The 26,492-nt window shown below is 46.3% G+C and carries 28 protein-coding genes; 20 read left to right on the top strand and 8 right to left on the bottom strand.

What is annotated here, in order from left to right:
* Positions 1-67: 67 nt before the first annotated feature.
* On the top strand, positions 68-2,281 hold the full coding sequence (locus GJB61_RS06255; RefSeq protein WP_154117607.1) for an alpha-galactosidase: 2,214 nt from the start codon (positions 68-70) through the stop codon (positions 2,279-2,281).
* 76 nt (positions 2,282-2,357) lie between these two features.
* On the opposite strand, the gene GJB61_RS06250 is transcribed toward GJB61_RS06255, so the two are convergent.
* A complete protein-coding gene (locus GJB61_RS06250; protein WP_154117606.1) occupies positions 2,358-2,975 on the bottom strand; it encodes a nitroreductase family protein in 618 nt (205 codons plus the stop codon).
* 215 nt (positions 2,976-3,190) lie between these two features.
* Here GJB61_RS06250 and GJB61_RS06245 point away from each other — a divergent pair, with 215 nt between their 5' ends.
* From GJB61_RS06245 to GJB61_RS06195, 11 genes are all read left to right on the top strand, one after another.
* On the top strand, positions 3,191-4,036 hold the full coding sequence (locus GJB61_RS06245; protein WP_154117605.1) for a DUF2785 domain-containing protein: 846 nt from the start codon (positions 3,191-3,193) through the stop codon (positions 4,034-4,036).
* Positions 4,037-4,126: 90 nt separating this feature from the next.
* Complete coding sequence (locus tag GJB61_RS06240) at positions 4,127-4,756, top strand: SGNH/GDSL hydrolase family protein (RefSeq protein ID WP_154117604.1); 630 nt, start codon at positions 4,127-4,129, stop codon at positions 4,754-4,756.
* Between the two features lie 140 nt (positions 4,757-4,896).
* Positions 4,897-5,196, top strand: coding sequence for a nucleotide pyrophosphohydrolase (locus tag GJB61_RS06235; RefSeq protein ID WP_154117603.1), 300 nt, complete (start codon positions 4,897-4,899; stop codon positions 5,194-5,196).
* 99 nt (positions 5,197-5,295) lie between these two features.
* Positions 5,296-6,051, top strand: a complete 756-nt coding sequence (locus GJB61_RS06230) for a YhfM domain-containing protein (protein ID WP_229521505.1) — start codon at positions 5,296-5,298, stop codon at positions 6,049-6,051.
* Positions 6,052-6,075: 24 nt separating this feature from the next.
* On the top strand, positions 6,076-6,822 hold the full coding sequence (map, locus tag GJB61_RS06225; protein ID WP_154117601.1) for a type I methionyl aminopeptidase: 747 nt from the start codon (positions 6,076-6,078) through the stop codon (positions 6,820-6,822).
* 13 nt (positions 6,823-6,835) lie between these two features.
* Positions 6,836-7,156 (top strand): carboxymuconolactone decarboxylase family protein, encoded by a 321-nt coding sequence (locus GJB61_RS06220; protein WP_154117600.1) that lies wholly within the window; start codon positions 6,836-6,838, stop codon positions 7,154-7,156.
* Between the two features lie 20 nt (positions 7,157-7,176).
* On the top strand, positions 7,177-7,998 hold the full coding sequence (locus GJB61_RS06215; protein ID WP_154117599.1) for a hypothetical protein: 822 nt from the start codon (positions 7,177-7,179) through the stop codon (positions 7,996-7,998).
* 156 nt (positions 7,999-8,154) lie between these two features.
* Positions 8,155-8,577: an Rrf2 family transcriptional regulator gene (locus GJB61_RS06210; RefSeq protein WP_154117598.1), complete on the top strand. Its 423-nt coding sequence runs from the start codon at positions 8,155-8,157 to the stop codon at positions 8,575-8,577.
* Positions 8,578-8,740: 163 nt separating this feature from the next.
* Positions 8,741-9,247 carry a DUF2569 domain-containing protein gene (locus tag GJB61_RS06205; RefSeq protein WP_154117597.1) on the top strand — a complete coding sequence of 169 codons (507 nt, stop codon included), beginning with the start codon at positions 8,741-8,743 and terminating at the stop codon, positions 9,245-9,247.
* A gap of 196 nt (positions 9,248-9,443) precedes the next feature.
* Positions 9,444-10,175: a metallophosphoesterase family protein gene (locus GJB61_RS06200; RefSeq protein ID WP_338115684.1), complete on the top strand. Its 732-nt coding sequence runs from the start codon at positions 9,444-9,446 to the stop codon at positions 10,173-10,175.
* A 42-nt stretch (positions 10,176-10,217) separates the two neighbouring features.
* Positions 10,218-11,018: a class I SAM-dependent methyltransferase gene (locus tag GJB61_RS06195; RefSeq protein WP_154117596.1), complete on the top strand. Its 801-nt coding sequence runs from the start codon at positions 10,218-10,220 to the stop codon at positions 11,016-11,018.
* On the opposite strand, the gene GJB61_RS32340 is transcribed toward GJB61_RS06195, so the two are convergent.
* Positions 10,983-11,102 carry a hypothetical protein gene (locus GJB61_RS32340; RefSeq protein WP_338115723.1) on the bottom strand — a complete coding sequence of 40 codons (120 nt, stop codon included), beginning with the start codon at positions 11,100-11,102 and terminating at the stop codon, positions 10,983-10,985. The two genes, GJB61_RS06195 and GJB61_RS32340, sit on opposite strands and share 36 nt — an antisense overlap.
* Positions 11,103-11,132: 30 nt before the next feature.
* Here GJB61_RS32340 and GJB61_RS06185 point away from each other — a divergent pair, with 30 nt between their 5' ends.
* Positions 11,133-12,083, top strand: coding sequence for an ABC transporter permease (locus GJB61_RS06185; RefSeq protein ID WP_154117595.1), 951 nt, complete (start codon positions 11,133-11,135; stop codon positions 12,081-12,083).
* A gap of 20 nt (positions 12,084-12,103) precedes the next feature.
* Here GJB61_RS06185 and GJB61_RS06180 read toward each other — a convergent pair whose 3' ends face one another.
* Together GJB61_RS06180 and GJB61_RS06175 are read right to left on the bottom strand one after the other, a co-directional pair.
* Positions 12,104-16,270 carry a bifunctional nitrate reductase/sulfite reductase flavoprotein subunit alpha gene (locus tag GJB61_RS06180; protein WP_154117594.1) on the bottom strand — a complete coding sequence of 1,389 codons (4,167 nt, stop codon included), beginning with the start codon at positions 16,268-16,270 and terminating at the stop codon, positions 12,104-12,106.
* Positions 16,271-16,333: 63 nt separating this feature from the next.
* Complete coding sequence (locus GJB61_RS06175; RefSeq protein ID WP_154117593.1) at positions 16,334-17,566, bottom strand: nitrate/nitrite transporter; 1,233 nt, start codon at positions 17,564-17,566, stop codon at positions 16,334-16,336.
* A 431-nt stretch (positions 17,567-17,997) separates the two neighbouring features.
* Between GJB61_RS06175 and GJB61_RS06170 the strand changes: the two genes are divergently transcribed.
* On the top strand, positions 17,998-18,870 hold the full coding sequence (locus GJB61_RS06170) for a VOC family protein (RefSeq protein WP_154117592.1): 873 nt from the start codon (positions 17,998-18,000) through the stop codon (positions 18,868-18,870).
* Between the two features lie 88 nt (positions 18,871-18,958).
* On the opposite strand, the gene GJB61_RS06165 is transcribed toward GJB61_RS06170, so the two are convergent.
* Entirely contained in the window at positions 18,959-19,708 is a 750-nt protein-coding gene (locus GJB61_RS06165; RefSeq protein ID WP_154117591.1) for an MBL fold metallo-hydrolase, read from the bottom strand.
* A 249-nt stretch (positions 19,709-19,957) separates the two neighbouring features.
* Between GJB61_RS06165 and GJB61_RS06160 the strand changes: the two genes are divergently transcribed.
* From GJB61_RS06160 to GJB61_RS06140, 6 genes are all read left to right on the top strand, one after another.
* Positions 19,958-20,155 (top strand): helix-turn-helix transcriptional regulator, encoded by a 198-nt coding sequence (locus tag GJB61_RS06160; protein ID WP_338115683.1) that lies wholly within the window; start codon positions 19,958-19,960, stop codon positions 20,153-20,155.
* Between the two features lie 4 nt (positions 20,156-20,159).
* Positions 20,160-20,354 (top strand): hypothetical protein, encoded by a 195-nt coding sequence (locus GJB61_RS31550; protein WP_229521504.1) that lies wholly within the window; start codon positions 20,160-20,162, stop codon positions 20,352-20,354.
* Complete coding sequence (locus GJB61_RS31545; RefSeq protein ID WP_229521503.1) at positions 20,330-20,554, top strand: hypothetical protein; 225 nt, start codon at positions 20,330-20,332, stop codon at positions 20,552-20,554. The genes GJB61_RS31550 and GJB61_RS31545 overlap by 25 nt, the downstream gene beginning before the upstream one ends.
* 40 nt (positions 20,555-20,594) lie before the next feature.
* Positions 20,595-22,613 carry a Na+/H+ antiporter gene (locus GJB61_RS06150; protein WP_154117589.1) on the top strand — a complete coding sequence of 673 codons (2,019 nt, stop codon included), beginning with the start codon at positions 20,595-20,597 and terminating at the stop codon, positions 22,611-22,613.
* Between the two features lie 8 nt (positions 22,614-22,621).
* Positions 22,622-23,134: a GNAT family N-acetyltransferase gene (locus tag GJB61_RS06145; protein ID WP_154117588.1), complete on the top strand. Its 513-nt coding sequence runs from the start codon at positions 22,622-22,624 to the stop codon at positions 23,132-23,134.
* Between the two features lie 214 nt (positions 23,135-23,348).
* Entirely contained in the window at positions 23,349-24,206 is an 858-nt protein-coding gene (locus tag GJB61_RS06140) for a DegV family protein (RefSeq protein WP_154117587.1), read from the top strand.
* Between the two features lie 71 nt (positions 24,207-24,277).
* On the opposite strand, the gene GJB61_RS06135 is transcribed toward GJB61_RS06140, so the two are convergent.
* The 3 genes from GJB61_RS06135 to GJB61_RS06125 form a co-directional block, all read right to left on the bottom strand.
* Positions 24,278-24,700 carry a threonine/serine exporter family protein gene (locus GJB61_RS06135; protein WP_154117586.1) on the bottom strand — a complete coding sequence of 141 codons (423 nt, stop codon included), beginning with the start codon at positions 24,698-24,700 and terminating at the stop codon, positions 24,278-24,280.
* Between the two features lie 109 nt (positions 24,701-24,809).
* On the bottom strand, positions 24,810-25,577 hold the full coding sequence (locus tag GJB61_RS06130) for a threonine/serine exporter family protein (protein WP_154117585.1): 768 nt from the start codon (positions 25,575-25,577) through the stop codon (positions 24,810-24,812).
* Between the two features lie 270 nt (positions 25,578-25,847).
* Positions 25,848-26,429, bottom strand: coding sequence for a YitT family protein (locus GJB61_RS06125; protein WP_154117584.1), 582 nt, complete (start codon positions 26,427-26,429; stop codon positions 25,848-25,850).
* Positions 26,430-26,492 lie beyond the last annotated feature (63 nt).

Genomic DNA, 26,492 nt, shown 5'->3' with positions numbered 1-26,492 from the left:
ATAATGAGTATGATTAAATAGCATGTATGGTACCCTATCAAATAATTGAATTCACATGGAGGCAATCATGAGTATTTTCTATGATACGAAGGAACGGATCTTTCATCTGCAAAGTAAAGAAACCAGCTATATTATTCAACTGCTCCATACAGGCATTCCTGCTCATGTATATTGGGGTAGGAAAATTCGCTCCGGGGGATTGTCCACCATCCTGCAGCGGGCCGAAAGATGCTCCTTCTCGCCAAGTCCGTTTCCCGAGGATATGACACTTTCCTATGATACTTTAGCGCAGGAATATCCGGCTTATGGCGTAGGGGATTTTCGGCATCCCGCCTATCAGATTCAGGCGGAGAACGGCACGACGGCCTCAGAGGCTATTTATGACAAGCACCGGATTTATAAAGGCAAGCCATCTTTGGAAGGATTGCCGGCTACCTATACCGAGCATGAGGACGAAGCTGAGACACTGGAGTTAGAACTGCTAGATACTGTTGCTGGGCTACGGATTATTTTAAGCTACACCGTGTTCGGGGAATTGAACGCCATTACCCGCTCGGTTCGTTTTGTAAATGAAGGAATAAACTCTCTGAAGCTGTTGCGTGGGCTTAGTATGAGTGTGGATTTCCGTGACTCCAATTACGATCTGCTCCACTTGTCCGGCTCATGGGCGCGGGAACGATATGTAGAGCGTAGAGCGCTGGCTTCTGGCATGCAGGGTGTGGAAAGCCGCAGAGGTTCTAGCAGCCATGCGCAGAATCCCTTTATTGCTTTACTCTCCAAGGGTGCGGATGAGGATCATGGAGATGTGTATGGCGTCAGCTTGGTATATAGCGGTGGATTCTCCGCTCAAGTTGAGGTAGAGCCGTATAAGACAGCACGCTTGTCCATCGGTATCAATCCCTTTGATTTCAACTGGCTGCTGGAAGCGGGCCAGTCGTTTCAGACTCCTGAAGCCGTAATGGTCTTCTCGGCCGCGGGGATCGGCGCGATGTCAAGAACTTATCATAAGTTATACCGTACCCGCTTGTGCCGTGGCAGCTTCCGCGACCAGACACGACCGGTATTGGTGAATAACTGGGAAGCCACCTATTTCGACTTCAATGCAGAGAAGATTGAGGATATTGCCCGTGCCGGCAGCGAGCTGGGCATGGAATTGTTTGTATTGGATGATGGCTGGTTTGGACATCGTGACGATGACCGCAGTTCACTGGGAGATTGGTTCGTAGACGCTAAGAAACTGCCAGCAGGGCTTGAGGATCTGGCCCGGCGGGTCAATGAGCTGGATATGCAATTTGGGCTCTGGTTCGAACCGGAAATGATCTCGCCGGACAGTGAGCTGTACCGCCAGCATCCGGATTGGTGTCTACATGTGCCAGGCCGCCGCAGAACTGAGGCGCGGATGCAGCTTGTGCTTGATTTCTCGCGCGCAGATGTGTGTCAGGCGATCGGTGACCGGATTGCTGATGTCTTGCGCAGTGCGCCGATTTCCTATGTGAAATGGGATATGAACCGCAATATGACCGAAATTGGTTCCGCGTTGTTGCCTGCCGAGAGACAACGGGAAACGGCGCACCGCTATATTCTGGGCCTTTACGGTGTACTTGAACGGATAACCTCAGAGTTCCCGAACGTACTCTTCGAGAGTTGCTCCGGCGGCGGCGGCCGCTTCGATCCAGGTATGCTCTATTACATGCCCCAGACTTGGACAAGTGATAACACGGATGCGATCAGCAGACTCAAAATCCAGTACGGAACCAGCATTGTATATCCGCTCAGTTCAATGGGTAGTCATGTCTCGGCTGTGCCAAATCATCAGGTACACCGCAATACTTCATTAGAGCTGCGTGGGCATGTCGCTATGTCCGGCAATTTTGGCTACGAGCTGGATTTAACGAAGTTTTCAGATGCAGAGAAGGAAACCGTGAAGGAGCAGGTAGCTCTATACAAAGAGCTCCGTACACTTGTGCAGTTCGGAGAACAATACAGACTGCGTAGTCCTTTTGAAGGCAATGAGACAGCTTGGTTAATAGTTGCGGAAGATAAATCGGAAGCCGTTGTGGTTTATGCACGGGTCCTGGCTGAACCGAATGATTCCTTGTATCACCTGCGTCTGAAAGGTCTTGATCCGGAAGCGGATTATGAGTGGATTGAAGGAGGCGGCATATATGGTGGAGATCATCTGATGTATGCTGGATTACCGCTGCCTGACCTGCATGGAGACTTCCAAAGTATTCTATGGCGCTTCAAAAAAGTCTCAGATGGAGCAGCAGCAAAATTATAATTAATCAGCCTGAACCTAAAAAGCGGTCCTTTCGGAAATCATTCCGGGAGGACCGCTTTGCTGTATTTAATTTAACTTAGAAAAATTCAACAAATTCATTAACCGGCTTGCGGTAACCACGTGGTCTGACCTTTTGCTGGTTGTCTTTGCCGATCGTGATCAACATAACGGGAACCATATTATCCGGCAGGTTCAAGCTAGCACTGATTGCTTCGGCGTTGAAGCCGATCATAGGACAAGTATCCCAACCTTTATCTTTGGCAATCAGCATGAACTGCATGGCTGACAGGGAGGCATTTCGGATAGCTTCATCGCGCTGGAAGGCGTCATTTCCTATGTAGGCGCCATTAATGGATTCGATAACTCCGTCGTATTGCTCAGGGGTCATCGCTCCCAGCAATTTAAGCCCATTATAAATTTCTGGAGCTTGCAGATAGGCATGTTTGTCTCCGAGGACTACAATGACAGCGGAGGCCGAATGGATTTTATATTGTCCGTAGGCACCTTCGCGAATTTTTTCTTTCAAAGTATCATCGGTGATCACCATGTAATGCGCATGCTGCAGATTATATGCCGATGGTGCAAGCCGGGCGTAAGAGAACATCTCTTCCAGCTCACTATGAGGAATTTTGACACCCTCCACAAAATTATTAGCCGATCTGCGGGATTGAACCAACTCTGAAAAAGTACTCATAAGGTATGCCTCCATAATCTATTTTGGTTAACAATAATCAACAACTGATATTAGTAAATAAACTTACTATTTGTTACTTACTCAACATAACACAGCTAATATGGGTCGTCAATGATCAAACACATTTTTTTTTAACTTTTAGTGTGAAATGATGTTAAATATTAGGATTTCACCCATTTGATTAAGTAAAGGACAATGCTGAAGGAGTGGCGATTTTGAGCGACATAAGAGAGAAATTACGGATTGACCTGCAACGAATCGAAGATAATCAATACCTGCTTGGAGAAGGTGAAGAATTGTGGGACTACATTACATTGATGCTGCAATATATTGGGGACCCTCAAACGGAATTGCGGGACGAGCTGATATATCCGACCTTCTATGAATGGATCAGCGTGAGAAGATTGTTTACCGAAGTGGAGCTGCTTGATATGTTGTCTGTGCTGATTGATGAGCAGCATCTGTTTTATCATATCGGCAGTGAGGGAGAAGCGTCAGTATTTACTAGGACATTCTCTGTACTGGTCGTCACACTGATTATACAGCGGCATATACAGCAACCGTTCATAGACAAAAGCGGGTTTGTACGCCTGACTTCGGCCTTGATTCGATACTACAAAGAGGAGAAGGATTTGCGCGGATATGTGGAAGACGGAGGCTGGGCACACGCTGCAGCCCATGGAGCGGATGCACTTGAAGAATTAGTGCAATGCCCGGAGAGTGATGCATCGGTACAGCAGAAGGTATTAGCAGCTATTCAGGGGATGTTGTATAACGGGCGGTATTCATTCAGCGATGAAGAGGATGAACGGATCGCCAGCATTGTGGATGCAGTTATCAAATATGATAGGCTTCCGCAACAGACGGTTTCTGATTGGTTCGGGCAGTTGGAACAATGCGTAAGCTGGCCCAAAACACGGAATCAGGTTATAACACGGGTTAATTCAAAGGATTTCCTGCGTGCACTTTATTTTCGATTAATTCATCATCATCACGGAACTGATCTTATTACTGCCTTGCTTACAACAGAAGCTAAGCTAAATAAATTCGTGCAATATTAGAAGAAATGTTTGTCCGTTTTTCAATTTGAGTTTGATATAATGGATGAGGAAAAATAAATACATATTCAGTTCTTGAGGAGGATTCTTCACATGGGATTTAAACAAAACGACGTCGTCTTGTTTCAGGGCGACAGCATCACAGATTGGGGACGGAATTACGAAGATGCCTCATCGCTTGGCGTAGGGTATGCACTGATGCTTGCCGGTCGATTGGGTCATCTGTATCCCGAGAAGAATCTTACGTTTATAAATCGCGGAATCAGCGGCAACCGTGCGGTGGATTTGCAGGGACGCTGGGCTAAGGATTGCCTTGAGCTGAAACCGACTTGGGTGTCTATATACATTGGAATAAATGACACTTGGCGCTTCTTTGACCCAGGTGAGGAAACTACGCCAGCGCAATTTGAAGCAGCCTACCGTGATCTAATAGAGCGTACCAAGACAGCTCTGGATGCTAAGCTGGTGCTTATTGAGCCCTTCGTATTGCCTGTTCCAGAAGACCGTAAAAGCTGGCGTCAGGATCTGGATCCTAAGATCCACATTGTGCGTGAGCTGGCACGTGAATATGGTGCGCTGCTTGTACCGCTTGATGGTCTGTTTGCGGCGGCGTCCGCAAAGGCTGAGTCTGCGTACTGGGCACCGGATGGTGTACATCCTTCACCTGCTGGACATGCGCTCATTGCGGATGCCTGGTTGAGAGCAGTAGGGGTGTTAAGCTAAGCCGGACACTTGAGTCATATCTGTAAGATTTCTCTTGATATGAAAGGCTGGAACCGTTATCCAACTAGCGGATTCGGTCTTTTTTTCAAATTGTAAAACAATAATAGCCCCAGTAATGGAGCTTAAAAGGAGAATATACAATGAATGAACTAATTGCCGACGTTATCCGGTTCCGCGATGTGCGCGGCTGGACAAAGCGCAACAACCCTAAAGATATCGCGATCTCCATCAGCCTTGAAGCTTCGGAGCTTCTGGAGCATTTTCAGTGGGGGGACTGGCATGAACCGGCACAGAACAAACGCGAAGAAATCGGGGACGAGCTGGCGGATGTGCTCATCTACTGCATTACAATGGCGGATAGCATGGATTTCGATATCGAGACCATCATTCGCAACAAAATGGTCAAGAATGGGCAGAAGTATCCGCTTGATCCGAATTAATTCTGAAAATTGATGCGCAGGGAGTATCTCAATCTCTGTACAGACATTTCTCTTCACTTCTGGACACTGTTATAATTGGGTTATACATATGTCTTGGAGGTGGTTACCATTAGGCGGTTATTTCTAATTGTACCTTTACTTTTAGGTTTGGTATTAAGCGGATGTCAGAATGCATTTGGATTCATTAATGCGAAGTGGATCACCGAGATTTCCCTCAGCCAGCATCGGGTTGGACAGGAACAGCAGGACCCGATTCAGGCCAAAGTATATACAGAAGCTGCGTTTATTAAGACAATGGCGCAAGCGATGAACACAAGTAAGAAACTTTCCGGCGAGCTAGATTACGAACCTGAATTTGATATGGTGCTGACTTATGGAGATGGTTATACGGAACAGTACTATCTGGCTCTGGGGGAACAAAAGGGATATAATGGTCTGCTTGTTTCTGCTGAGAACAGCGGCAAAGGCTACTCGATTCCGGTAAAAAACTCCGATATACTCAGAGATCTCATCTCGGGATCCTCTGATACCACTGGTGCAACATCTGTAGATGCTAAGGTCTCAGTCACAGGTCCGATGACCCTCTCCCACAACGACTTTACTATCGGGCAATATGGTTCCAGCAATAACTCTATCTATAAGTTGTTTACATTTGGTAAAGATAATGCCATTGATGAGCTAAGGGTTGAGCCTGAGGCTGAGCTAGTTATCAGCAGCCCTGAGAGGTATTCCGTAATGCTGGATAGAGTAGATGAGCATAGCTTTAAAACAAGCTTTTACGATAATGCAGTGGGCAAGCAGGCGGAAAGTGTTTTTCAGTGGGACGGGACATCATTTCAGAAACTGAACAAGTAAAGATGCGAGAGGAAAGTGAGCTAGATGACGAGTGACACAGAGAAGGACTTGATCGGATTAAAAGCAGCGGGCAAAGTGGTAGGCTATACTATTGCTGAAATGAAGAAAAAAGTAGTGCCCGGCATGACGACGGCCGAGCTTGATCAGCTGGGCGCAGAAATACTGGAGCAATTTGGTGCCAAGTCCGCTCCCAAGGTTACATACAATTTTCCAGGCAGCACCTGTATCAGTGTCAATGAAGAGGTAGCACATGGGATTCCAGGCCCTAGAGTGATTGAGGCTGGTGACTTGATCAATATCGATGTCTCGGCTGAACTGAATGGGTATTATGGAGACGCTGGTGTTTCTTTTCAACTGCCTCCATATGATGATAAGATTCTGCACCTGTGCCGCAGTACGGAAGAAACGATGATGAGTGTGATCAATCATCTCAGAGCTGGCATGAAGGTTAATGAGATTGGCCGAGTGATGGAACAGGAAGCCCGTAAACACGGATATAGAGTAGTGCGAAATCTGTGTAGTCATGGGATCGGTAAGTCCCTGCATGAGAAACCTTTTGAAATTCTGCCGTTTTACAATCCGCGGGGGACTGCAATTCTGAAGGAGGGACAGGTGATTACGATTGAGCCATTTCTCTCTACTGGAGTAGATTATGTAGAACAGCAGGCAGACGGCTGGACACTCAGTGTGGGAGACAACAGTAGAGTAGCTCAGTATGAGCATACCATTATCGTGACCAAGGGTGAGCCGATTATTCTGACAAGCGCGTAAGGGAGGGTTAACAATGGGGGATTTACCGCGAGTAAGCAATGCCTTTTTGACCTTTATGAAGGATGCGCCGGAACAGCAGCAGGCATGGATGGAGACCGTTCAGAAACTTGAGGCAGCAAGCAAGCTTGACCCCAAAACGGAAGAGATCGCCTATATTGCGGTTCTTGCCGCAGCTAGACTGGATAGTGGGCTGCCCTTTCATGTGAAACATGCGAAATCACTAGGCGCAACTCGTGAGGAAATTATAAGCGCAGTCCTGATCGGTCTTCCGGCAGTAGGGAACGTTGTGATTCAGGCTTTGCCTATCGCGCTGCAAGCTTATGATACGGAGTAGAACAATCGGAGGGACCAAGGATGAGTGGGCTCAAGAATACGCTAGCGCCATTTCAGCAATGGATCAACGATAAGGAACAGTGGGAAGACCTTGCCGGATATATGCGGCAGGAGAGCAATCTGCCTGGACCACGGGCCAATCTGGGTCTGGCAGAGAGCTTTGCACAGCTTTATAGCCATTCGGCAGTAACGGAAATTGCCTGGGATCTACTTCTAGTTTGGGCTAATATTGCCGAAGCAGATGCAGGGACAAATGAGCCCCGCGAGTTTTTGCCGTTCAATGCCGTCTGTGCAGCCGGAGCGTATTATGGGTATGCAGAGGAAGAACGGCGCTGCGTAATTCAGGCTATGATTCAATCCGCCATGAATGATTCCAGGTGGCGGATGCGCGAAGCGGCGGCAATGTCCATGCAAAACATCGGAGAGTTTGACTTTTCACTCCTGCGGCAGCTGTTGGATACATGGAGAGTGGATGCTAACATGCTGGAGCAGCGGGCTTTTGTAGCAGCATTGGCTCATCCGCCCTTGCTTAAGATACAAGAGAACACCGTGTATTGCCTTAATCTTGCGGCTGGAATTATGGAGGAATTACTATTAAGTACGGGAGTGCCAAGCGACCGGGAGCATTTTCGCGTATTATCCAAAGGGCTGGAATATAGTCTCAGCGTATTCGTAGCGAGTGAACCGGAGGCTGGATTTGCTATGCTGCGGCGTTTCGCAGAGAGCGGCGATGCTCGGATCAGCAAGATTGTGAAGAGTAACCTAGGTAAAACAAGGCTGAGTAAAAAATATGACCAACAGGTTGCTGACCTCCTCTTACTCATGGGGTTGACAAGGGGCTGAAATGTAACTATTATTGTTGCATCTACTTGTCACCTGACAAGAAGAAACGGCTTTGCCGTCCTTTTAGGGATGGCATCCGTTTCTTCGAGAAATATAAGGATAAGTTATCGTGTGCAACATATAAATTCTTATATTTGGACAAAAGGAGTGACTCCCATGAACATCAGCACCCGATTTGCGGTTGCTATTCATATTTTGACATTGATCGACAGTAATAAAGACGGTAAAAGCACATCGGAATGGATAGCCAGCAGCGTCAATACTAATCCAGTAGTTATCCGCCGGATAACTAGCATGCTTCACAAAGCAGGTCTGGTGGACGTCCGCCCAGGCGTTGCAGGAGCCAAACTTACGCGTAGTGTAAGCGAAATTTCATTACTTCAGATCTACAAAGCGGTAAATGCGGTGGAAGAGGACTCCCTGTTCGCTGTACATGAACATCCCAATCCCGACTGTCCCGTGGGCAAGAACATCGCGGGTGCGATTGTCCCCGTGTTCTCACTCGCCCAGAAAGCGATGGAGAGTGTCCTCCAAGAGGTTACGCTAGAACAAATAGTAAATGAAATCCCTGTTTCTTAAATTTTTTATATTATAGTGGTGCTGAAAGATCAGAACGTGACAACGTGCTTCTGGTCTTTTTTTGCGTAGATAAGTAGCATTATATAGCGAATAATGGAGAAAGAAGGGATTGGAGGATGAATATTGAATATATAGAGAAATAAAATGTAAGGGACGTGTTTCAATGGAAGCGGTTAAACAAGAAGAGAAATATCAGTATCGGCCTTTAGGCAAATCGGGACTAGGGGGATGGCTAGTTCTAATCCATATCGGACTCTATGTTACCATGATAATGTTATTGGTACAGTTATTTCAGTATTCCTTACCAGCCTTTGGAGCTGAGACTTGGAATACACTGACTTCCAAACAATCTGAATATTATCATGTTTTGTGGAAGCCTGTAATTATATTTGAAGCCCTATATAACTTCACTTTTCTCGTATTTTCTATATATATCTTATTTAACTTCTATAGTAAAAAGATGATATTTCCCCGGCTCATGATTATCTTTTATAGTGCTAGTCTGATCATTGGCATCATTGATTTCATTCTCATGTATCAAATTCCCCTTGCGAGGGAACTTGGTAATGGGGAATCTATAAGAGGTATATTTAAATCTGCCGTTGCATGTGCGATATGGATTCCTTACTTTACTAAATCAGATCGAGTTTATAATACGTTTATCAAATAATTCAAGAACAGGAGTTAGACAAATGAAGTGCTATAGACGGATCAAAGTCGGCGGCCAAAATGGATGTGTTGATTCAGGAAATCAGACTGCTGCGGAAAGATATCAAGAATAATAAGCATATCATTGATAAGAAAGTATAAACCCAAATAAACTAAACAGCTGTATACAAGCTGCTAGGAACAAACGGAGGATCTAAGTGGATAGCATTGCAATAATCTCTGATATTCATGGAAATATAACGGCTCTGGAAGCCGTATTGGCTGACATTCAACAACGTGGGATTACTAGAATATTTTGTCTTGGGGATATCGTCGGTAAAGGGCCGAACTCTGATCTGGCGCTTGATATAGTCAAAGAGCATTGCGAACTAATCATTATGGGGAACTGGGATGATCTAATGACCCGGGAAAGTGAATATACTGCAGCAAAGTGGCATCAACAAGTTATGGGTAAAGCGCGTTTGGATTACTTGGGTTCGCTGTCCTTTTCAATTGAATTTATGATGAGCGGTAAATATATACGATTGTTCCACGCTTCACCTCGCAGTTTGTATGAACGAGTCCAGCCTTGGGATGATTACGACAAACGAATCTCATTATTCGAATCCTCAGAGTTATGTGCAGAACCGAAACAAGCAGATGTTGTTGGCTATGGAGATATTCATAATGCGTATCTTCAGAACCTGGAGGGTAAGATTTTATTTAATGTGGGGAGTGTGGGAAATCCACTGGATTTAACGCAAGCTTCATATGTAATTATGGAGGGGGAGTACGGAGCTTTGTCTCTGGCACCTCTGAATATACAATTTATAAGGGTACCCTATGATATTGAGTTAGCCATTCAGCAGGCCGTGGATGTAGATATGCCTATGTTGGAGCCCTATATGAAAGAACTTAGAACCGCCAAGTACAGAGGGCTTAAAGACTAATTGTAAGTTTGATCCGACATTTTTCATAGGTAAGGTGAGAAGATGGCAGCCAAAGATTATGGTATGGAATTATTTAAAGGAACAGCCTCCTATTATTCACGGTATCGCCCCTTATATCCTTCATCACTTGTTCGGTACTTAGTGGATCAATTTGCACTGGATGGTGCAGGGCGTATGCTCGATTTAGGCTGTGGGAGCGGTCAGTTTGCCTTGAGATTCACGGATTGGTTTCAACAAATTATGGGCCTAGATACTGAATCTGAGATGCTTGATGAAGCAAAGCGCTTAGCTACTGAATTTCGGGTGGATAATATTCAATGGTTAAATGGCAAGGCGGAGGATATAACCGCGGAGTTTGGAGAATTCCGGCTTGTTACGATTGCGAAAGCCTTTCATTGGATGGATAGGGATAGAGTGCTGGATCTTTTGTACAATAACGTTGCCAGTAACGGCGGGATTGCAATAATAGATAATAGTCATAAAAAAGAGGAGCCGCAGAGCTGGCAACAAAAAGTGAACGAAGTTGTAAGGCGTTGGTTAGGGGAGGAAAGAATAGCAGGAAACAGTACATTCACTCCTCCAGGAGAAAACTATGAGGACATCCTTTCAAGATCTCCATTCAAAAGAGTGGAAAGTCATTCATTGCCGAGCTACACTCACATCTGGACTATCGATTCGATAATCGGCAACCTATACTCCACTTCGTTTGCATCCAGGCGTCTGTTAGGGAATAATGTGGATCTCTTTGAAAATGATATGCGTCAGACTTTGGATGATTTCTCTACTACTGGGCTATTTCAAGAAGAGCTATCTGTTGACATTATACTTGCCTATAAAGAGTAAAAAGATATTTAAAGCAATCACAAATGTAGCACCACCACCCGCGGTATCTTTTACCGTTAAGGTTCCCTTATGAAGCTTTACGATCTCATAGGCAATGCAAAGACCTAAACCAAAGTGTTCTTTGCTGCTATATCCGGCAATTCATCGCTTGTTCTGGAAAGTACGGTTTCACTGCAGGAAGACGATAAAGAAGGTATCTTATTATCCAGTGATGTTGCGTATGCCTTATTTGGCACTACTGAAGTTACAGGCTATAAAGTTACTCTAGACGATCAAGAATATACGATTCGAGGATTGTTAAGAGATGGAGTGTCTACTGTTGTAGTTCCACTTGATAGCCAAGCAGAACTGACCGTTAAAGCGCTGGCTGCAGATACAGACGGTATGGATAAAATGGAGCGAGAGGCAGTCATAGGCCGTTTCACCGACCAGCATGGTATAACCGCCAATCCAGTAGATTATCAAATATTTAAGAGTCTGGCCGTCTTGTTATCCGGGATATTACCCGTGATTATTTCCTTCATAATCTGTATAGCATTTATAACAAGAGCTGCTGTGCTAAAAAATAAGCCGTTCTTCAGAGTGCTCTTTTGGGCTGGAGCCGTTCTGTCCTTGGTTACCGCTATATTCCTAAGCACTAAAGGTCCGGTAACGATCCCTCCAAGTTTGATCCCAAGCCGCTGGTCAGATTTTGAATCTTGGAAAAGGGTATATGAAGCGAACTTGAAAGAGGTTACACAGGTTATTTATATTCTAAAAGAAAAGCCCGAGATTCAATATTTAACACCGTTGTTAAAGGTGCTGGGCTTCAGTGTATCCGCAGGATTATTGCTGTGGGTATCGAGCATCGGAATGAAGATAGATTCAATACGTAAATGTTTTGGATATGTAGCTATTAGTTTTATTCTGGTATACCTTGTGATCCTTACAGTGGATTCTCAAGATTTATTTCTTGATAATCAACGGATCCTTTGGTTGCAATATCCCTATTTTCTACTGGGTAAATATCTCTTGGAATTATCTAATCAATATATTGGAAAAGTAAGAAACCTTGATCAGTCTTAATGATCAAGGTTTCTTCTTGACTAATATACATCCCGCGAATACCGTTTGCTTAACGACATGTCTTTCACGTAATCATCAATCGCATCCGCGTTCATCCCACTATGCTGCAGAATGATTTTCTTAAGCGTAGCATCGACCTCTTTGGCCATCTTATTGGCATCTCCGCATACATAAAAGTGAGCACCTGCTGCAAGCCATGCCCATAACTCCGCCCCATGCTCAATCATACGATGCTGAACATAAATTTTTTGAGGCTGGTCACGTGAAAAGGCGGTATCCAGACGATTCAGGAAGCCTGCTTTCTGCAGGTCCTCAAGCTCATCCTTGAAGAGGAAGTCACTATCCGCTCGCTGTTCTCCAAAGATTAACCAGTTCTTGCCCTTGGCCCCGATAGCTTTGCGCTCCTGTAGGAAGCCGCGAAAAGGGCCGACTCCTGTACCCGGTCCGACCATGATCATCGGTACATTCGGGTTGGATGGTGGGCGGAAATGGGCCGCCTTTTGAATGAAAATCGGAATTTCAGTATGCTGTTCGGCATGGTCAGCGAGGAAGGTGGAGCATACCCCTTTGCGGGATTTTCCGTTTACTTCATAACGTACGGTCGATACCGTTATATGCACCTCGTCTGGATTGGCCTTCGGGCTTGATGATATGGAATACAAGCGCGGCTGCATAGCTTTGAGACATTGGATAAATTCAGTCGCAAGAATAGTTACCGGAAACTCCTGCAATAAATCGACCAGCTGATGTCCCCCCAGCCATTTCTTTAGTTGTGTTTTATTCTCACTCTTAAGAAGCTCACCCAACATGCTGCTGCGCGAGTGTTCCTGAACAAACTGAAGCATTCCGACTGTGATATGGGTGATTTCGAAGTGCCGAAGCATCGCCTCAACGATGGGCATCTCTCCACGGTCTTTAACCATCACTGGGACTGAAGGGTTAAGCTTGATGGCGGCTAAAATATCCTCGACGAGCGCTGGACAGTTAGTCGGCCAGATGCCCAGCGCATCACCGGCTTCAAATTGCAGACCCGTGTTCTTGAGGTTGAACACATATTGGCGTATTTCTTTCTCGGAATTCTCTTTATTCAGCCGGCGATTGGCCAGGATAAACGTCTGAAGGGGATGATTGCGGTCATATCTATTTCCCCCCACAAGCTCGACAGTAGCAGCTGATTGTGCTGCGGGTTCCGATATTATGTCGCTGATCATGCGATCCCTAGTTGGGGTGGTAGCTGACTCAATTAATGACAACTCGACCGCACTTAGCCACGATGCACTTTGCTCTTCATAGTCTGTATCGCAATCGATGCGATTCAGGAGCCGCTGTGCGCCAAGCTGCTCCAAACGGACATCCAGGTTGCGCCCGAATCCGCAGAACTGGTCGTAACTAGAATCGCCGAAAGCAAGAACGGTGTAGCGAAGATCGGATAGTTGAGGCGCGTTATTTGCGTTCAGGGCCTGCCAGAAGTATTCGCCGTTATCTGGAGGATCGCCAGCCCCGAAGGTGCTGGCCATGAACAAGACAAGATGTTCCTTAGGGAGATCTGCTATGGAATAAGCATTCATATTTACAAGCCGTATGTTATGACCGGAGTCCTGCAGCTTCTTAGCGTAGTTGATTGCTGCATTTTCCACCGTTCCGGTTTGTGAGGCCCAAAGAATAGTGACGGGCAATTTACTTACGCCCTCTACCGAAGGTGAGAAGGTAACGCCGGACTCTGGTGAGGCTGGTAGTGTAGATGTCGGAATGAGTCCTGCGTCAGGAAGGTAGGTTCGGGAGAACATACCCGCCAGCAAGCCATCCATCCAATACCTTGTGGCCGGTTCAAAAGGTGCAGTGGGAGGCAAGACGGGAATGCCCGGAGCTAATATCGAATCCTTCGTGCGCAAACTGGCTAAAAATCCGGAAATGTATATTTTCTCATGATCGTTCAGCGTCAGGGTTGAAGTAGGTTCAATACCTAGCATGCTGCCTAGCAGATCCACTTGCGCCATATATGCTTCCTCCTTCACTTCAGCTTCGAGAGATTGGATGGGTGCTCGGACAAGAGAGATGGCACAAAATTTAAATTCAGGCTGAAAGGATATGGGATCGATCGCATCGTTAGTGACGTCGTTTATGGCCAGATTGTCGCCAAATAAATCATTCCAGTGGAAGGGAGCGAAGCTGTTGCCCGGACGAACCCTGTCGGTAATAACCGCTGGCAGCCTAGCAAAACCTCGCCGTGAGCGTACTTCTACAAGATCTCGCTCGTTTATGCCAAGTGTTGCGGCGTCTTCGGCGTGAATTTCGATAAAGGGACCCGGGTTCAGCTTGTTTAAGGTAGGAATCTTCCCCGTCTTGGTCATGGTGTGCCATTGATGCTGCAGACGACCCGTATTGAGTACAATAGAATATTCGCTGTCCGGCATCTCTGCAGGCGGCAAATAGGGACGCGCCAGGAAAATCCCTTTTCCACTTTCAGTCGGAAATACGAGGCGTGGGCTACTGCTGTCTGCATGTACTTTAAGCGTTTGACTGACCCCATTATTCAAATAGCGGATCGGATTTCGATCACTTGGGCTGTCTGGGGCGCAGGGCCATTGCATAGATGTTTCGTGTAGTCGATCATAAGTAGCACCTCGGATGTCATATCCGGTTTTGGGATTCCAGGCCTGTTGGATTTCTTGATAGACTTCAGCTGCGGAGGTGTAAGAAAAAGCGGCAGCGTAGCCCATTTCACAAGCTACCCGAGCGATGATCTGCCAATCGGGCAATGCTGCTCCAGGTGGATCAACGGCCTTTTGCAGCAAGGTTAAGTTGCGTTCGGAATTGATCATTATGCCTTCGCCTTCTGACCATAATGCACCAGGCAGCATAATATCTGCATATCGGTTAGTCTCGGTATCCAGAAATGCATCCTGTGTAATAACCAGTTCAGCCTTTTGCAAGCCAGCGATGACCGTCTTCCGATTGAGAACGGTGGCCACGGGGTTCGTACAGATAATCCAACAGGCCTTGATGTCTCCAGCCTGCATACTCTGAAACATGGATACGGTGCCAGTGCCTACTTCGGTCCTCAGCGTGCCTTGAGGAATATTCCACAGATCCTCGATAAACATACGGTCGGCTTCGACTAACACAGAACGTTGCCCAGGTAAACCCGGCCCCATGTACCCCATCTCCCGGCCGCCCATTGCATTCGGTTGACCGGTGAGCGAGAAGGGGCCACTGCCGGGGCGGCATAGGGTTCCAGTTGCTAAATGAAGGTTGCAGATGGCATTCGTATGCCATGTACCGTGTGTACTTTGATTAAGACCCATAGTCCAGCAGGTCATCCACTCAGGCGATTCGCCGATCCATAAGGCGGCTTGGCGGATATCCGCTGCGGGAATCCCTGTTATTTCGCCTACCCGCTCCGGTGAATAGTCTTCCAAAAAGTCGAGCATATTCTCCCAACCAAAGGTAAATTCAGCGATAAAGTCCGGATCGGTATGCCCGTTCTTGACCAGCAAGTGCAAAATACCATTAAGCAGGGCGAGATCCGTTCCGGGTTTGATTTGCATATATAGAGATGCTTTATCTGCAGTAGTATTGCGGCGGGGGTCTACGACAATCAGCTTGGCTCCTGCTTTGACCCGATCCATGACCCGCAGGAACAGAATGGGATGACAGTCAGCCATGTTGGCCCCAATGACGAAAAACAAGTCCGTTTGGTCCATATCCTGATAAGAACCTGGTGGACCATCCGATCCAAGTGAAAGCTTGTAGCCGCTGCCGGCACTCGCCATACATAAGCGTGAATTGGACTCAATGTTGTTCGTGCCGACGAAACCCTTGGCCAGTTTATTGATCAAGTACTGTGCCTCTAGGGACATTTGGCCGGACACATAAAAGGACAGGGCATCTGGACCATGCTCGTCAAGGATACCACGCAGACGATGGGCAGTCTCAGTGATTGCCGCATCCATTCCGGTGCTGAGCAGTTCTTTTTTTCGAGATAGACGTGTATACGCGGATTCCATTCGTCCAGATTCTGTGATGGCTTGAGCACAAGTCTTTCCTTTGGTACACAATCTGCCGAAATTGGCAGGGTGCTCTTTATCACCTGTGACTTTGACCACACGGTTATCGGATACTTCGAGCACAATTCCACAGCCAACACCGCAATAGGGGCAGACGCTTTTCACTTTTGTAGTGGTCATGTTGATGTTGGTTCACCCCCAGGGAAGTGCTCTAAGCACGAATTTAGTTTCATTCAAACAGTCTTAGAAGTTAACCCCAGATTCCTTGGTAGCCCAAGACTTTTTCCAAGAGCGGGTTACAGCGAAGAATACCATTGTTGTTACTAGAACGATGGAACCTATAACCAGAAATCCAGTCACGTGAGAGCCTGTAGATTCTTTAAGTGGACCCAGTATGTACTTGGGCAATATATATCCGCCTAAACCACCTGCAGCCCCGACGAAGCCCGTAATGACTCCAATCTCCTTGGAGAAACGTTGCGGAACAATCTGGAACACCGAGCCGTTACCCATACCGAGGCAAGCCATCATAACACTTGTATAAAGAAGCATCAGAAGGAAGGAATCAGGCATTGTCGCAATTGCAAATGCACATACAGAAATGACACTGAACAACATCGTCAGGAATCGCATTCCGCCAATTTTGTCGGCAATCCAGCCCCCAACAGGTCGGAAGAAGCTGCCTGCTATAACCGTTATGGTAACCAGGTAACCAACCTGTACTTTGGTTATACCACCGGCGTGAACATTATCACCGTAGACATCATAGAAGAAAATGCTGGCGTAGCTGGCAAACCCGACAAAACCGCCGAATGTAATCGCGTAGAAAATGGAGAACCACCAGGTATCCGCAAATTTTAATACACTGAGGTAATCCTTCAAGGTTTTAGGTGCAGGGGCGTTTGGAGCATCCTTCACTAATACTGCAAACACAATAATGACAAGGACCAAAGGGATAATTGCAATTCCAAAAACATTATGCCATCCGTAAGCCTGAGCGATCTGAGGTCCGAAAAAGGTAGCTAGCGCAGTACCGCTGTTTCCCGCTCCTGCGATTCCCATGGCCAGACCTTGATATTGTGGAGGATACCAGCGGCTGGCCAAGGAAAGCGCTACTGCAAAGCTGGCACCTGCGAAGCCGAGCAAGAATCCAATGGATTGAATTTGAAGCAAACTAGTACCGCCTAACCAGCCCCAGAGAAGTGGAACAATGGAAAGTATCATTCCGATAAGCCCTGCTTTTTTACAACCAATACGATCTGCTAATATTCCCATCGGTATTCGGAAGAAGGAACCGCCCAATATGGGGATGGCTACCATAGTCGCTTTCTGAGTATCGGATAAACCAAAATCTTTGGTGATATAGAGTGACAAAGCCCCACACATGACCCAAATCATAAAGCTGACATCAAAATATAGAAACGCTGATATCAAACTTGGAAAATGGCCTGATTTCCGAAAACTTTTTGCTTCCATCGTAAATTCCCCCTTAAATGTGTAGACGAAAAGAGACCGACTAACAGAACTCGCATACCTGCGAATTTAGTTAATCGGCCTCATTGCCGGTGCAGCCACGCCATCGTGACTGACTTTTTTAATTGTCTGAATAGCTGACACAACATTGTGTCATTTGGTTGTTGGAATCTTATATTGCTACTATAGATAGCTTTTAGGTTCATGTCAATAAATATAACTTATAAATTTAAAATAAATAAATTTTAGATGATTTTGTGGCTTTTTTATTAAATTGCGTGATGAAACATAACATATAATTGAATTATGAATTGTGAGTGGAGGTAATTGACAAACATATAGAATGTTACTATAATTAGTATAGCTACTATGTAATTGGAATAGTTGTAATATAGAATGATAAGAACTTGATTAGTATATGAGGAGGAAGTTATATGACAGCAGCTACAACTTTACATCCTGACTTTACGATAGGTCTTGTGCAGATTAGAGTAAGTAATTTGGAACGCTCATTAGCTTTTTACCAGAATATTGTAGGTTTAAGTATTTTACGGCAGGCTGGACGTGAGGTGGAGATGACCGCTGACGGTCAGAATGTGTTATTGATTCTGCGTGAGATTGAGAATGCTAAGGTGCTGCGTCGGAATTCGGTAGCAGGGCTGTATCATTTTGCGATACTTGTTCCGAATCGTCCGAGTCTTGGGTTGGTCATGCGCAACCTGATTGCTACAGGTATTCATGTGGGCCAGGGAGATCATTTGGTCAGTGAAGCGCTATATATTCAGGACCCTGATAATAACGGCATTGAAATTTACCGGGACCGTCCCCGGGATACATGGGAACACGATACAGAAGGCCATGTGAAGATGGCTACAGACCCCGTCGATGTAGACGGACTGATGGCTGCTTCAGCAGGCTTGCCTTGGAATGGACTGCCAGCAGGGACAGTTATGGGGCATGTTCATTTTCACGTTGGTGATCTTGGTCAGGCCAAGGTATTCTATGTTGATCTGTTAGGGTTTGAGCTTACCGCTCATTATGGGGATGCAGCTATGTTCATCTCGGCCGGAGGTTATCATCATCATATCGGTCTTAATATTTGGGCGGGTCAGGGTGCGCCAGCGGCCCCGGTGGATGCAGCAGGTATTGATTATTTCACTCTTTTGCTGCCCAATGAAGAAGAGCGTACGGCTGTGGTAGAACGTGTGCGTCAGGCGGGATATGCTGTTGAAGATATTGGTGGCGTACCTGCGTTTAGAGATCCGTGGAACATTGGCATTAGATTGATTGTGAAGAAAACACTATAAATCAGGCTGAAGTTTGACCCTGTGATTAGAAAAAGAAGGCAAAGCCCGTTCAATCCGGCTGTGCCTTCTTTGTTATATAGGTCAATGGTTACCTTCCCTGAGCCAATTCAGCAATACGATGGTTTACGTCTCCGCGGTACAATCCCCCGTGATAGCAAATTACAGTATCAATGTCATAAGCAGCAAGCTTGGCCAGAGAGCGAAGTGCTAACGCCATATCTGGTGTAGCTGTACGATCGGGTCCGTGCAGTTCGCCATTTAGGACGGTTAATGCATCAGCAGCAATAAGCGTGCGGCTCTCCTGATGGTAGAGGCTGAGATGTCCGGGACTGTGACCTGGTGTGTAGATGACTGTAATCCCGCCGGCAAAAGGCAGGATGTCACCGCCTCCAATGGTTTGATCTACTCGTCCTTTGGGCGGATGGGACAAGGTGAACAGGAATTTCTGCCGCCATTCCTCTGGCACATGAGGCGGGATCATCGCAGCAGCAGCTAAGGCTTCCGGCGTATGTTTGAGCAGCATTTTCTCTCCCTCGATATAGGGCTTCTCCAATTCATGGGCTAGCACATTCAGCACTGCATCCTCCTCTGCCAGCATGTCAGGTAGGCTGCCGATATGATCCACATCCTGATGGGTTATCACAATTGTGCGCAGCCGCTCCCAAGGGACATCGGCTTGTTTAATAACCTCTTTGAATTTGGACAGCAGGCCAGGATATCCCGTATCTACCAATACAGCCGTTTCCTCATCCCAGAGTAATGTAGGGTAGATGGTGTTGCTTCCTCCCATAATCTGCACTGAAATCTCTAACATTTCAATTCCTTTGGCAATATGCATGATATCCCTCCGTTATTTCGTATATAAGAGTTATGCCGTAAGGCTAATGCATAGTTTACTTAAAATATTTTCATTAATCAATAAAATGGTTATATATTATATCACATATAAATATTTTTGTCAATGATGTCTAAAAGGACATTCTATGAATTCTTTGGAATTATGGAAAGTCTGCTTTCCATTTTATGGTGCCTGTGATATTATTTAATGGAAAGCTTGCTTTCCATTAAGGCCGCAGGGGGTATTCTCGTGAAGAACAGGCTCGAAGAAATAAGGAAGCAGCGAGGCATCAAGCAAGAAGGGCTTGCCGAAGCTTTGGAGGTTTCAAGACAAACTATAGGTTCGCTTGAGAATGGACGTTATAATCCGTCTATCCTGCTTGCTTTCAAAATTTCTAGATATTTCAAATTGAATATTGAGGAAATTTTTATATATGAGGAGGAGTAGGGGAATGCATAAGAGTAAAATAGAGTTGTACGCAATTATAGCCCTTCTGGGTGCAGCTTCTGTCTATCTGGGCGGGTTTGTGTTCACTGGAGAAGCACTCAAAAGTCTCTCTGGATTATGCATAGGTCTGGGAGCCGCACTATTTTGTCTGGGAATCGGTAATTTAATTGGCTTGTGCGCAAGAAAAAGAGTGAAATAAACGATGAGCGAAATACTCGAATTAGAGAAAAGGTTGGAGCGCAAATTAACCGAATTGTCTTATATGCGCTTACTGTTATTGTTTTGGCACTTGGATTTATGGGCACGAATGTGATCATCATTATCATGATATCTTCAGTGTTGCTCTTGGAGCTTGTGCTGGCCATTATATTATCCAATTACTATTCCAAAAGAATGTAGAGAAGTATAATTACAACTACCATCTGGGAGCTGATGAAGATTGGAGACTTTTCTTGCTGTACTTGTGCTGCTGGGATTAATTGCAGTGTCAAATATAGTGAACCGTTTTATTCCGTTCGTACCGATTCCGCTGATCCAGATCGTCCTTGGCGTAATTGTCGTCCTGTTACCGTCAGGCATTCATATGTCGCTGGAGCCAGAACTATTTCTGGTCCTATTTATTGCCCCGCTGCTATTCAATGACGGAAAGCGGACGCCGCGAAACGAGCTATGGAGCCTGCGTGCTCCGATCCTGATGCTTGCTCTTGGGCTGGTATTCGCTACCGTGTTTATAGCCGGATATGCTATTCATTGGATGATCCCTACCATCCCCTTGCCAGCGGCATTTGCTCTGGCGGCTATTCTCTCGCCTACCGATGCCGTTGCAGTAAGCGCATTGGCCGGAAGGCTTCATCTGCCCAAGAGTATTCACCGTATTCTGGAAGGTGAGTCGCTGATTAATGATGCCTCAGGACTTGTGGCGTTCAAGTTCGCCATTGCGGCAACAGTAACCGGTGTGTTTTCTTTACGACAGGCGACTTTCAGCTTTATTCTCATTGCTATAGGGGGGTTAGTAGCCGGGGCATTATTAGCTTTCTTGCTCATTCGCCTGAGTGTATTTATCCGCAGATTGGGCATGGAGGACGTCACGATCCATATGCTGCTGCAAATCCTGACTCCGTTTATTATTTATTTGGTCAGTGAGGAAATTGGAGTATCCGGCATCTTGGCGGTTGTTGCTGGAGGTGTGATTCATGCGATCGAGAAAGACCGCGCCACATCTCCGCAGTATAAGCTGCAATTAGTCTCGGCCAGTACCTGGTCAGTCCTGTTGTTTATACTGAACGGGATGGTTTTTCTCATCCTCGGTGTATCCATTCCTGACGTGATTGAAGTGATCTATCGCGATGACGCTGTGGATAACCTGTTGGTGGTCGGTTACGTCTTGGCGATTACTGCGCTGCTGATAGTGCTGCGCTTTCTCTGGGTGTATCTGTTCTCCTTATGGGGAAGCAGGCTGCGAAAAATGGAGAAGGTGCCCATGAAATCACATCTGATTACCTCGATCTCGGGTGTACGGGGAGCGGTTACTTTAGCAGGTGCATTCTCGATCCCTCTGGTGCTGGGTAATGGCTCTTCATTTCCAGAGCGGGATCTGATCATCTTCATAGCCGCAGGCGTTATTCTGATGTCGCTGCTAATTGCCAGTGTCTTCTTACCGCTGCTCGCAGGCAAGAAAGAGGCTGTAGCTGATGCCACTCTCATGGGTTCGGAGCAAGCCGCCAGGTCGGCTGTAATGAATGCCGGGATGACACTGCTGCGAAGCATGATGACGGAAGACAAGCAGGAGTCGGCATTGCCCGCGTTGACAGAGTTCACCGACCAAATCAAGAGACTAGGCAGCACAGAGCAGGATAACACTCCCTTGTCGGAGCATTTCCGCCAGCTGGTGATTAAGACCCGAATCATTGGGCTGCATGCTGAGCGCAAAGAGCTGAATCGTTTGCTGGAGCAAGCGGAGATCTCGGCTCCGGTGGCGCTGAAGATGGAGGAGTTGCTCGATCATACTGAAGGTTTTCTGGCCAGTACCCTGAACTCGCAAATTAAAATCTCCGTAACAGAGGTTCGGCGGCTATTCGCCGGCTTATTCTCGGGCCAGCGCGAAGGAGACGATGTACAGCAGGCCGTTCAATACGCTGAAAGTGCCAAAAAAGCTAAGATAGCGATGTGCAGCGCGGCCATTGAAGCTGTTAAGAGCCAGTTGAACGCGGATAATCAGGAAGCTTCTCAGCAGGTTATGGGCAAATATGAGCAGATAATGGCCAGGCTGAGACAGGGAAACGGCTGGACGAAGGATGGACTAGTAGATGACCAGAAGCTTGAACTGAAGCTAAAAGCCATTCAGGAGCAGCGGGATAAGGTTCAGCAGTTGTATGAGCAAGGAACGATTAACCGTAAAATCGCCGGCAAGCTACGCCGGTACGTGGATCATTTGGAAACTTCAATATGGGAGGATTAACTTAAACTATGAGTGATGTAACTGCAAGTGGGCTGTCATTTCCTGAAATCAAGGAAGAGCATCTGCCAGAAGTGCTGGATATTTATAATTATTATGTGCTGAACACTACGGTTTCTTTTCATATGGAGCCTTTAAACTTAGCTGAAATGCGGAACTCTGTGCTAAATGGCGATGTACGCTTCAAGTCCTATGCTATTCTGCGCGAAAGTGAGCTGCAAGGTTATGTACTGATCACCAGACATAAGAACAAGCAAGCCTATGATGCCACTGGTGAGATTAGCATCTATTTGAAGCCGGGCTGTAGTGGACAAGGAATAGGTGGGAGTGCACTGCGATTTATTGAAGAACGGGCCGTTGAACTGGAGTTTCATGTATTGGTGGCTACCGTATGCGCGGAGAATGAGAGCAGCCTAAAGCTTTTCCGGAAAAATGGATATGAGCAGAGCGCCTATTTCAAGGAAATTGGCACCAAATTCGGCAGAAGATTAGATATTGCCAGCTACCAGAAAATCATCGGCTGAGACGTTCTCATAACATAAAGAACCTCCATTTTCATAGGTATATTTATCATGTGTAATGTGAATATATATCGAAAAATGTCGAAAAAAGTTTGGCTGAAAGGCTTGGTAAATCTGTATTAAATCTTTCTATCATGTATAATTTATGAATGCAGGGACGTCTTGCCGTCGCCAAAGTATTCAGTCATTCAGTACATGAAAGAGAGAAGTGATTTATATGAAACCAATCGCTTGGGTAACTGACAGCACCAGTACGCTCGATCCTGAATTCGCCAAGAACAATCATGTATATATTGTTCCACTACGCCTCCTGGTTAATGACGAGTGCTACAAAGAGAATATAGATATTACCTCCGAACAATTTTATGAAAAAATGCGCCAGCATGAGCGGGTAAGCAGTTCACAACCGCCGATAGGTGAGTTTATTGAACTGTACGAACAATTGAAACAAGAATACGAGGAAATTATCGCCATTCATTGTTCATCAGATCTTAGCGGTACGTTCAGTACCTCTATGCAGGCTGCTGAGATCGCTCAAGCGAATGTCGTTGGAATTGACTCCAAGGTAGGCGCCTATCCGATCCGTGAAATGATTATGCGGGGAATTCATTGGCAGAACATGGGCCTCTCGGTGCAAGAAATCAAAGAAAAAATCGAGAATATCATTCAGAATATGTCCTTTTACTTGATTCCATCCAACCTGACTCAGCTTCATCGCGGCGGGCGGGTAACTGGCTCTCAGCTTGTGCTCAGCCAACTGCTGCGTATACATCTGCTGTTGCGTTTTGATGATGGGAAAATTATTGTAGAAGAGAAGATCCGTACCTTTAAGAAGACCAAGCAGAAACTGCTCGATAACTTAAAGAAGGATGTTGAGCTGATCACAGACGTATGTATTATGCATGCTAACAATATGGAGGAAGCACTGAAGCTGGAAGAAGAAATTAAGAAGATGGCTCCAGCCTTACGGACAGAGATTATGACCTTTATTCCTGTTGCCGGCATTCATGCGGGTGAAGGTACGCTCGCAATGGCCTGGATCAAGAGCAATAGTATCAATAGCATAAACGCCTGATTTCGTAGCAAAAGGGTGCCACTAAGCCGGAAATGGCTAATGGCACCCTTTTGCTTTTGCTGTGTACGGGATCATCTGCTTCTCCGCAGAAACATTTGTCCAAGCACTTCACTAAGCACAAGCCCGGCGGCAATGGCTCCGGAGAGCAATAAAGCTTGAGTAGCAAACTTTACAGCCTCGATATAATCATTCTCCACGAACTTCCGCATCGCGTCATAAGCAATTCCACCCGGGACAAGCGGAATCACGCCACCGACACTGAAAATGATCACGGGCATCTTGAAGGAACGGGCAAAAATTTGGCTGATGAACCCGACAACTACGGTAGCCCCGAAAGTCGCAATGACCGCTTCCCACTGCTGGGCCAGCAGTAAATAGACCATCCAGCTCACCATGCCGGCAATTCCGCATTGCAGCAGCGCGCGCCTCGGCGCATTGAACAGAATGCAGAACGTCGCAGTCGCGATAAAACTGGTTACTAATTGCAAAATCATAAACAGCTAACCTCTTTCACATAGGTCAAGAAGAAACGGCTTCGCCGTCCGTTTATAGACGGTACCCGTTTCTTCGAGAAATATAAGGATAAGTTTATCTTGTGACTTTTTAGAAAAGTGACAGCACAAGCCCGATGCCTGTTCCAATCGCAAACGCAGTCAGAAAAGCATCCGCACCCTTGGATAAACCGGAGACCAAGTGGCCAGCCATCAAATCACGGACCGCATTGGTGATGAGCAGCCCTGGTACAAGCGGCATCACAGTGCCGATAATGATTTTATCCATCTCATGCCCTACACCCAATTTAACGGAAAAGAAGGCAAGCAGCCCGATCAGGAAGGAGGCAGTAAATTCCGCGAAGAACCTGATTTCGACTATTCGATGCAAGTAAATGACGGCAGTATAACCAAGCCCAGATATGAACAGTGCCGGAAGCGCATCCCATATGCTCCCTTTAAACATGATCGTAAAGCAGGCGCCTGTCAGGGCAGCTGCGGCAATTTGCAGCCAGACGGGATAAGCATGTGAAGAGTCATCCACAATACCTAGCCGTTCGCGGGCTTCAGCCGCGGTGATTTGACGTTCACTGAGGCGGCGTGAGATATCATTGACCTCGGACACCTTTTGCAAATCGGTCGTTCGCTCCGCGATTCGAAATAGCTTGACCGGTTCCAATCTACTGGTAGTGAACATGATGACGGTTGGCGTTACGTAGCTATGCGCTCCCGGAAAGCCGAGGGACGCAGCCATCCGTGTCATTGTGTCCTCTACGCGGTAAGTTTCCGCACCGCTTTGCAGCATGATTTTCCCTGCTAGGAGGCATAAGTCAATAATCTCATGTATAGAAGTGTTGCTATTATTGCTGGTGCTATCCAACTCTTCGGATCCTCCCCTGGAATGTTATATATCCGATTGTCGCCTCATTAGTGGAAAAGATCAACCCTTAATCCTTTTATTTAAAATATTAATTTATAAATCAGGCTGTAAAACCAAAATTAACGTTGACCGCACGTGACTCAAGCTGCTACGGGTTCGGAGGGTTCCTCCGACCCTCCGCTCTGTTCACGTAAAGTAAACTGCTGATTTCTTACGAAAGCCCAAAATCAAAAATAGTACTTGATTTAGAAGGACTTATTTCCAACAGGTTTAGGATTCAAGGGTTAACAGGCCAGTAGCCACTCCGCCGGAGGCAATGGTCAAGATCGAATGCAGGAAGGTTTCCTTGGAGATCAATACCCCTCCCGCGCTAATAATCAAGGCATCTGACAAGAAAATGATGACCCCCACATTCATCGGAATATACCTCGTAATGTAACGGGCAAGCAGATCCGTGCCTCCCGTACTTGCTTTGAAGCGAAGCATCAGTCCCAGACCACTACCCATCAGAAAGCCGCCGATTATGGCACTGGAGATAGAGCCAAGCTCAATATAATACAGGAAGTAATACTGAAACGGGCCAAGCAATTCGATTAGGAAGGAGGAAGATAACAGACCCAATACACTATTGTAAAAAACATCCCGATCCTTGAGCCAAGCAAGTAGGAATACCGGAATACTGCAGAGTATAATTGCTGGCCCGATTTTGGCACCGGACAAATAATTGATAATAAGGGCTATCCCGATGATCCCGCCATCCAGAATTTTGTAAGGGACAAGAAAAAAGTTGGTCCCTACGGCAATGAATAAGCTTCCCACCAAAATGATCACGTATCTAGGCCATGACCGCATATTCAACAACTCCAGAGTAAGGCATGTCTTATGAATATGCCTGTTCTTCCAGAAAATTGCTGA

This window comes from Paenibacillus monticola, assembly GCF_009664975.1.
GTDB lineage: Bacteria > Bacillota > Bacilli > Paenibacillales > Paenibacillaceae > Paenibacillus_AQ > Paenibacillus_AQ monticola.
This window is presented reverse-complemented; position numbering and strand designations above follow the sequence as displayed.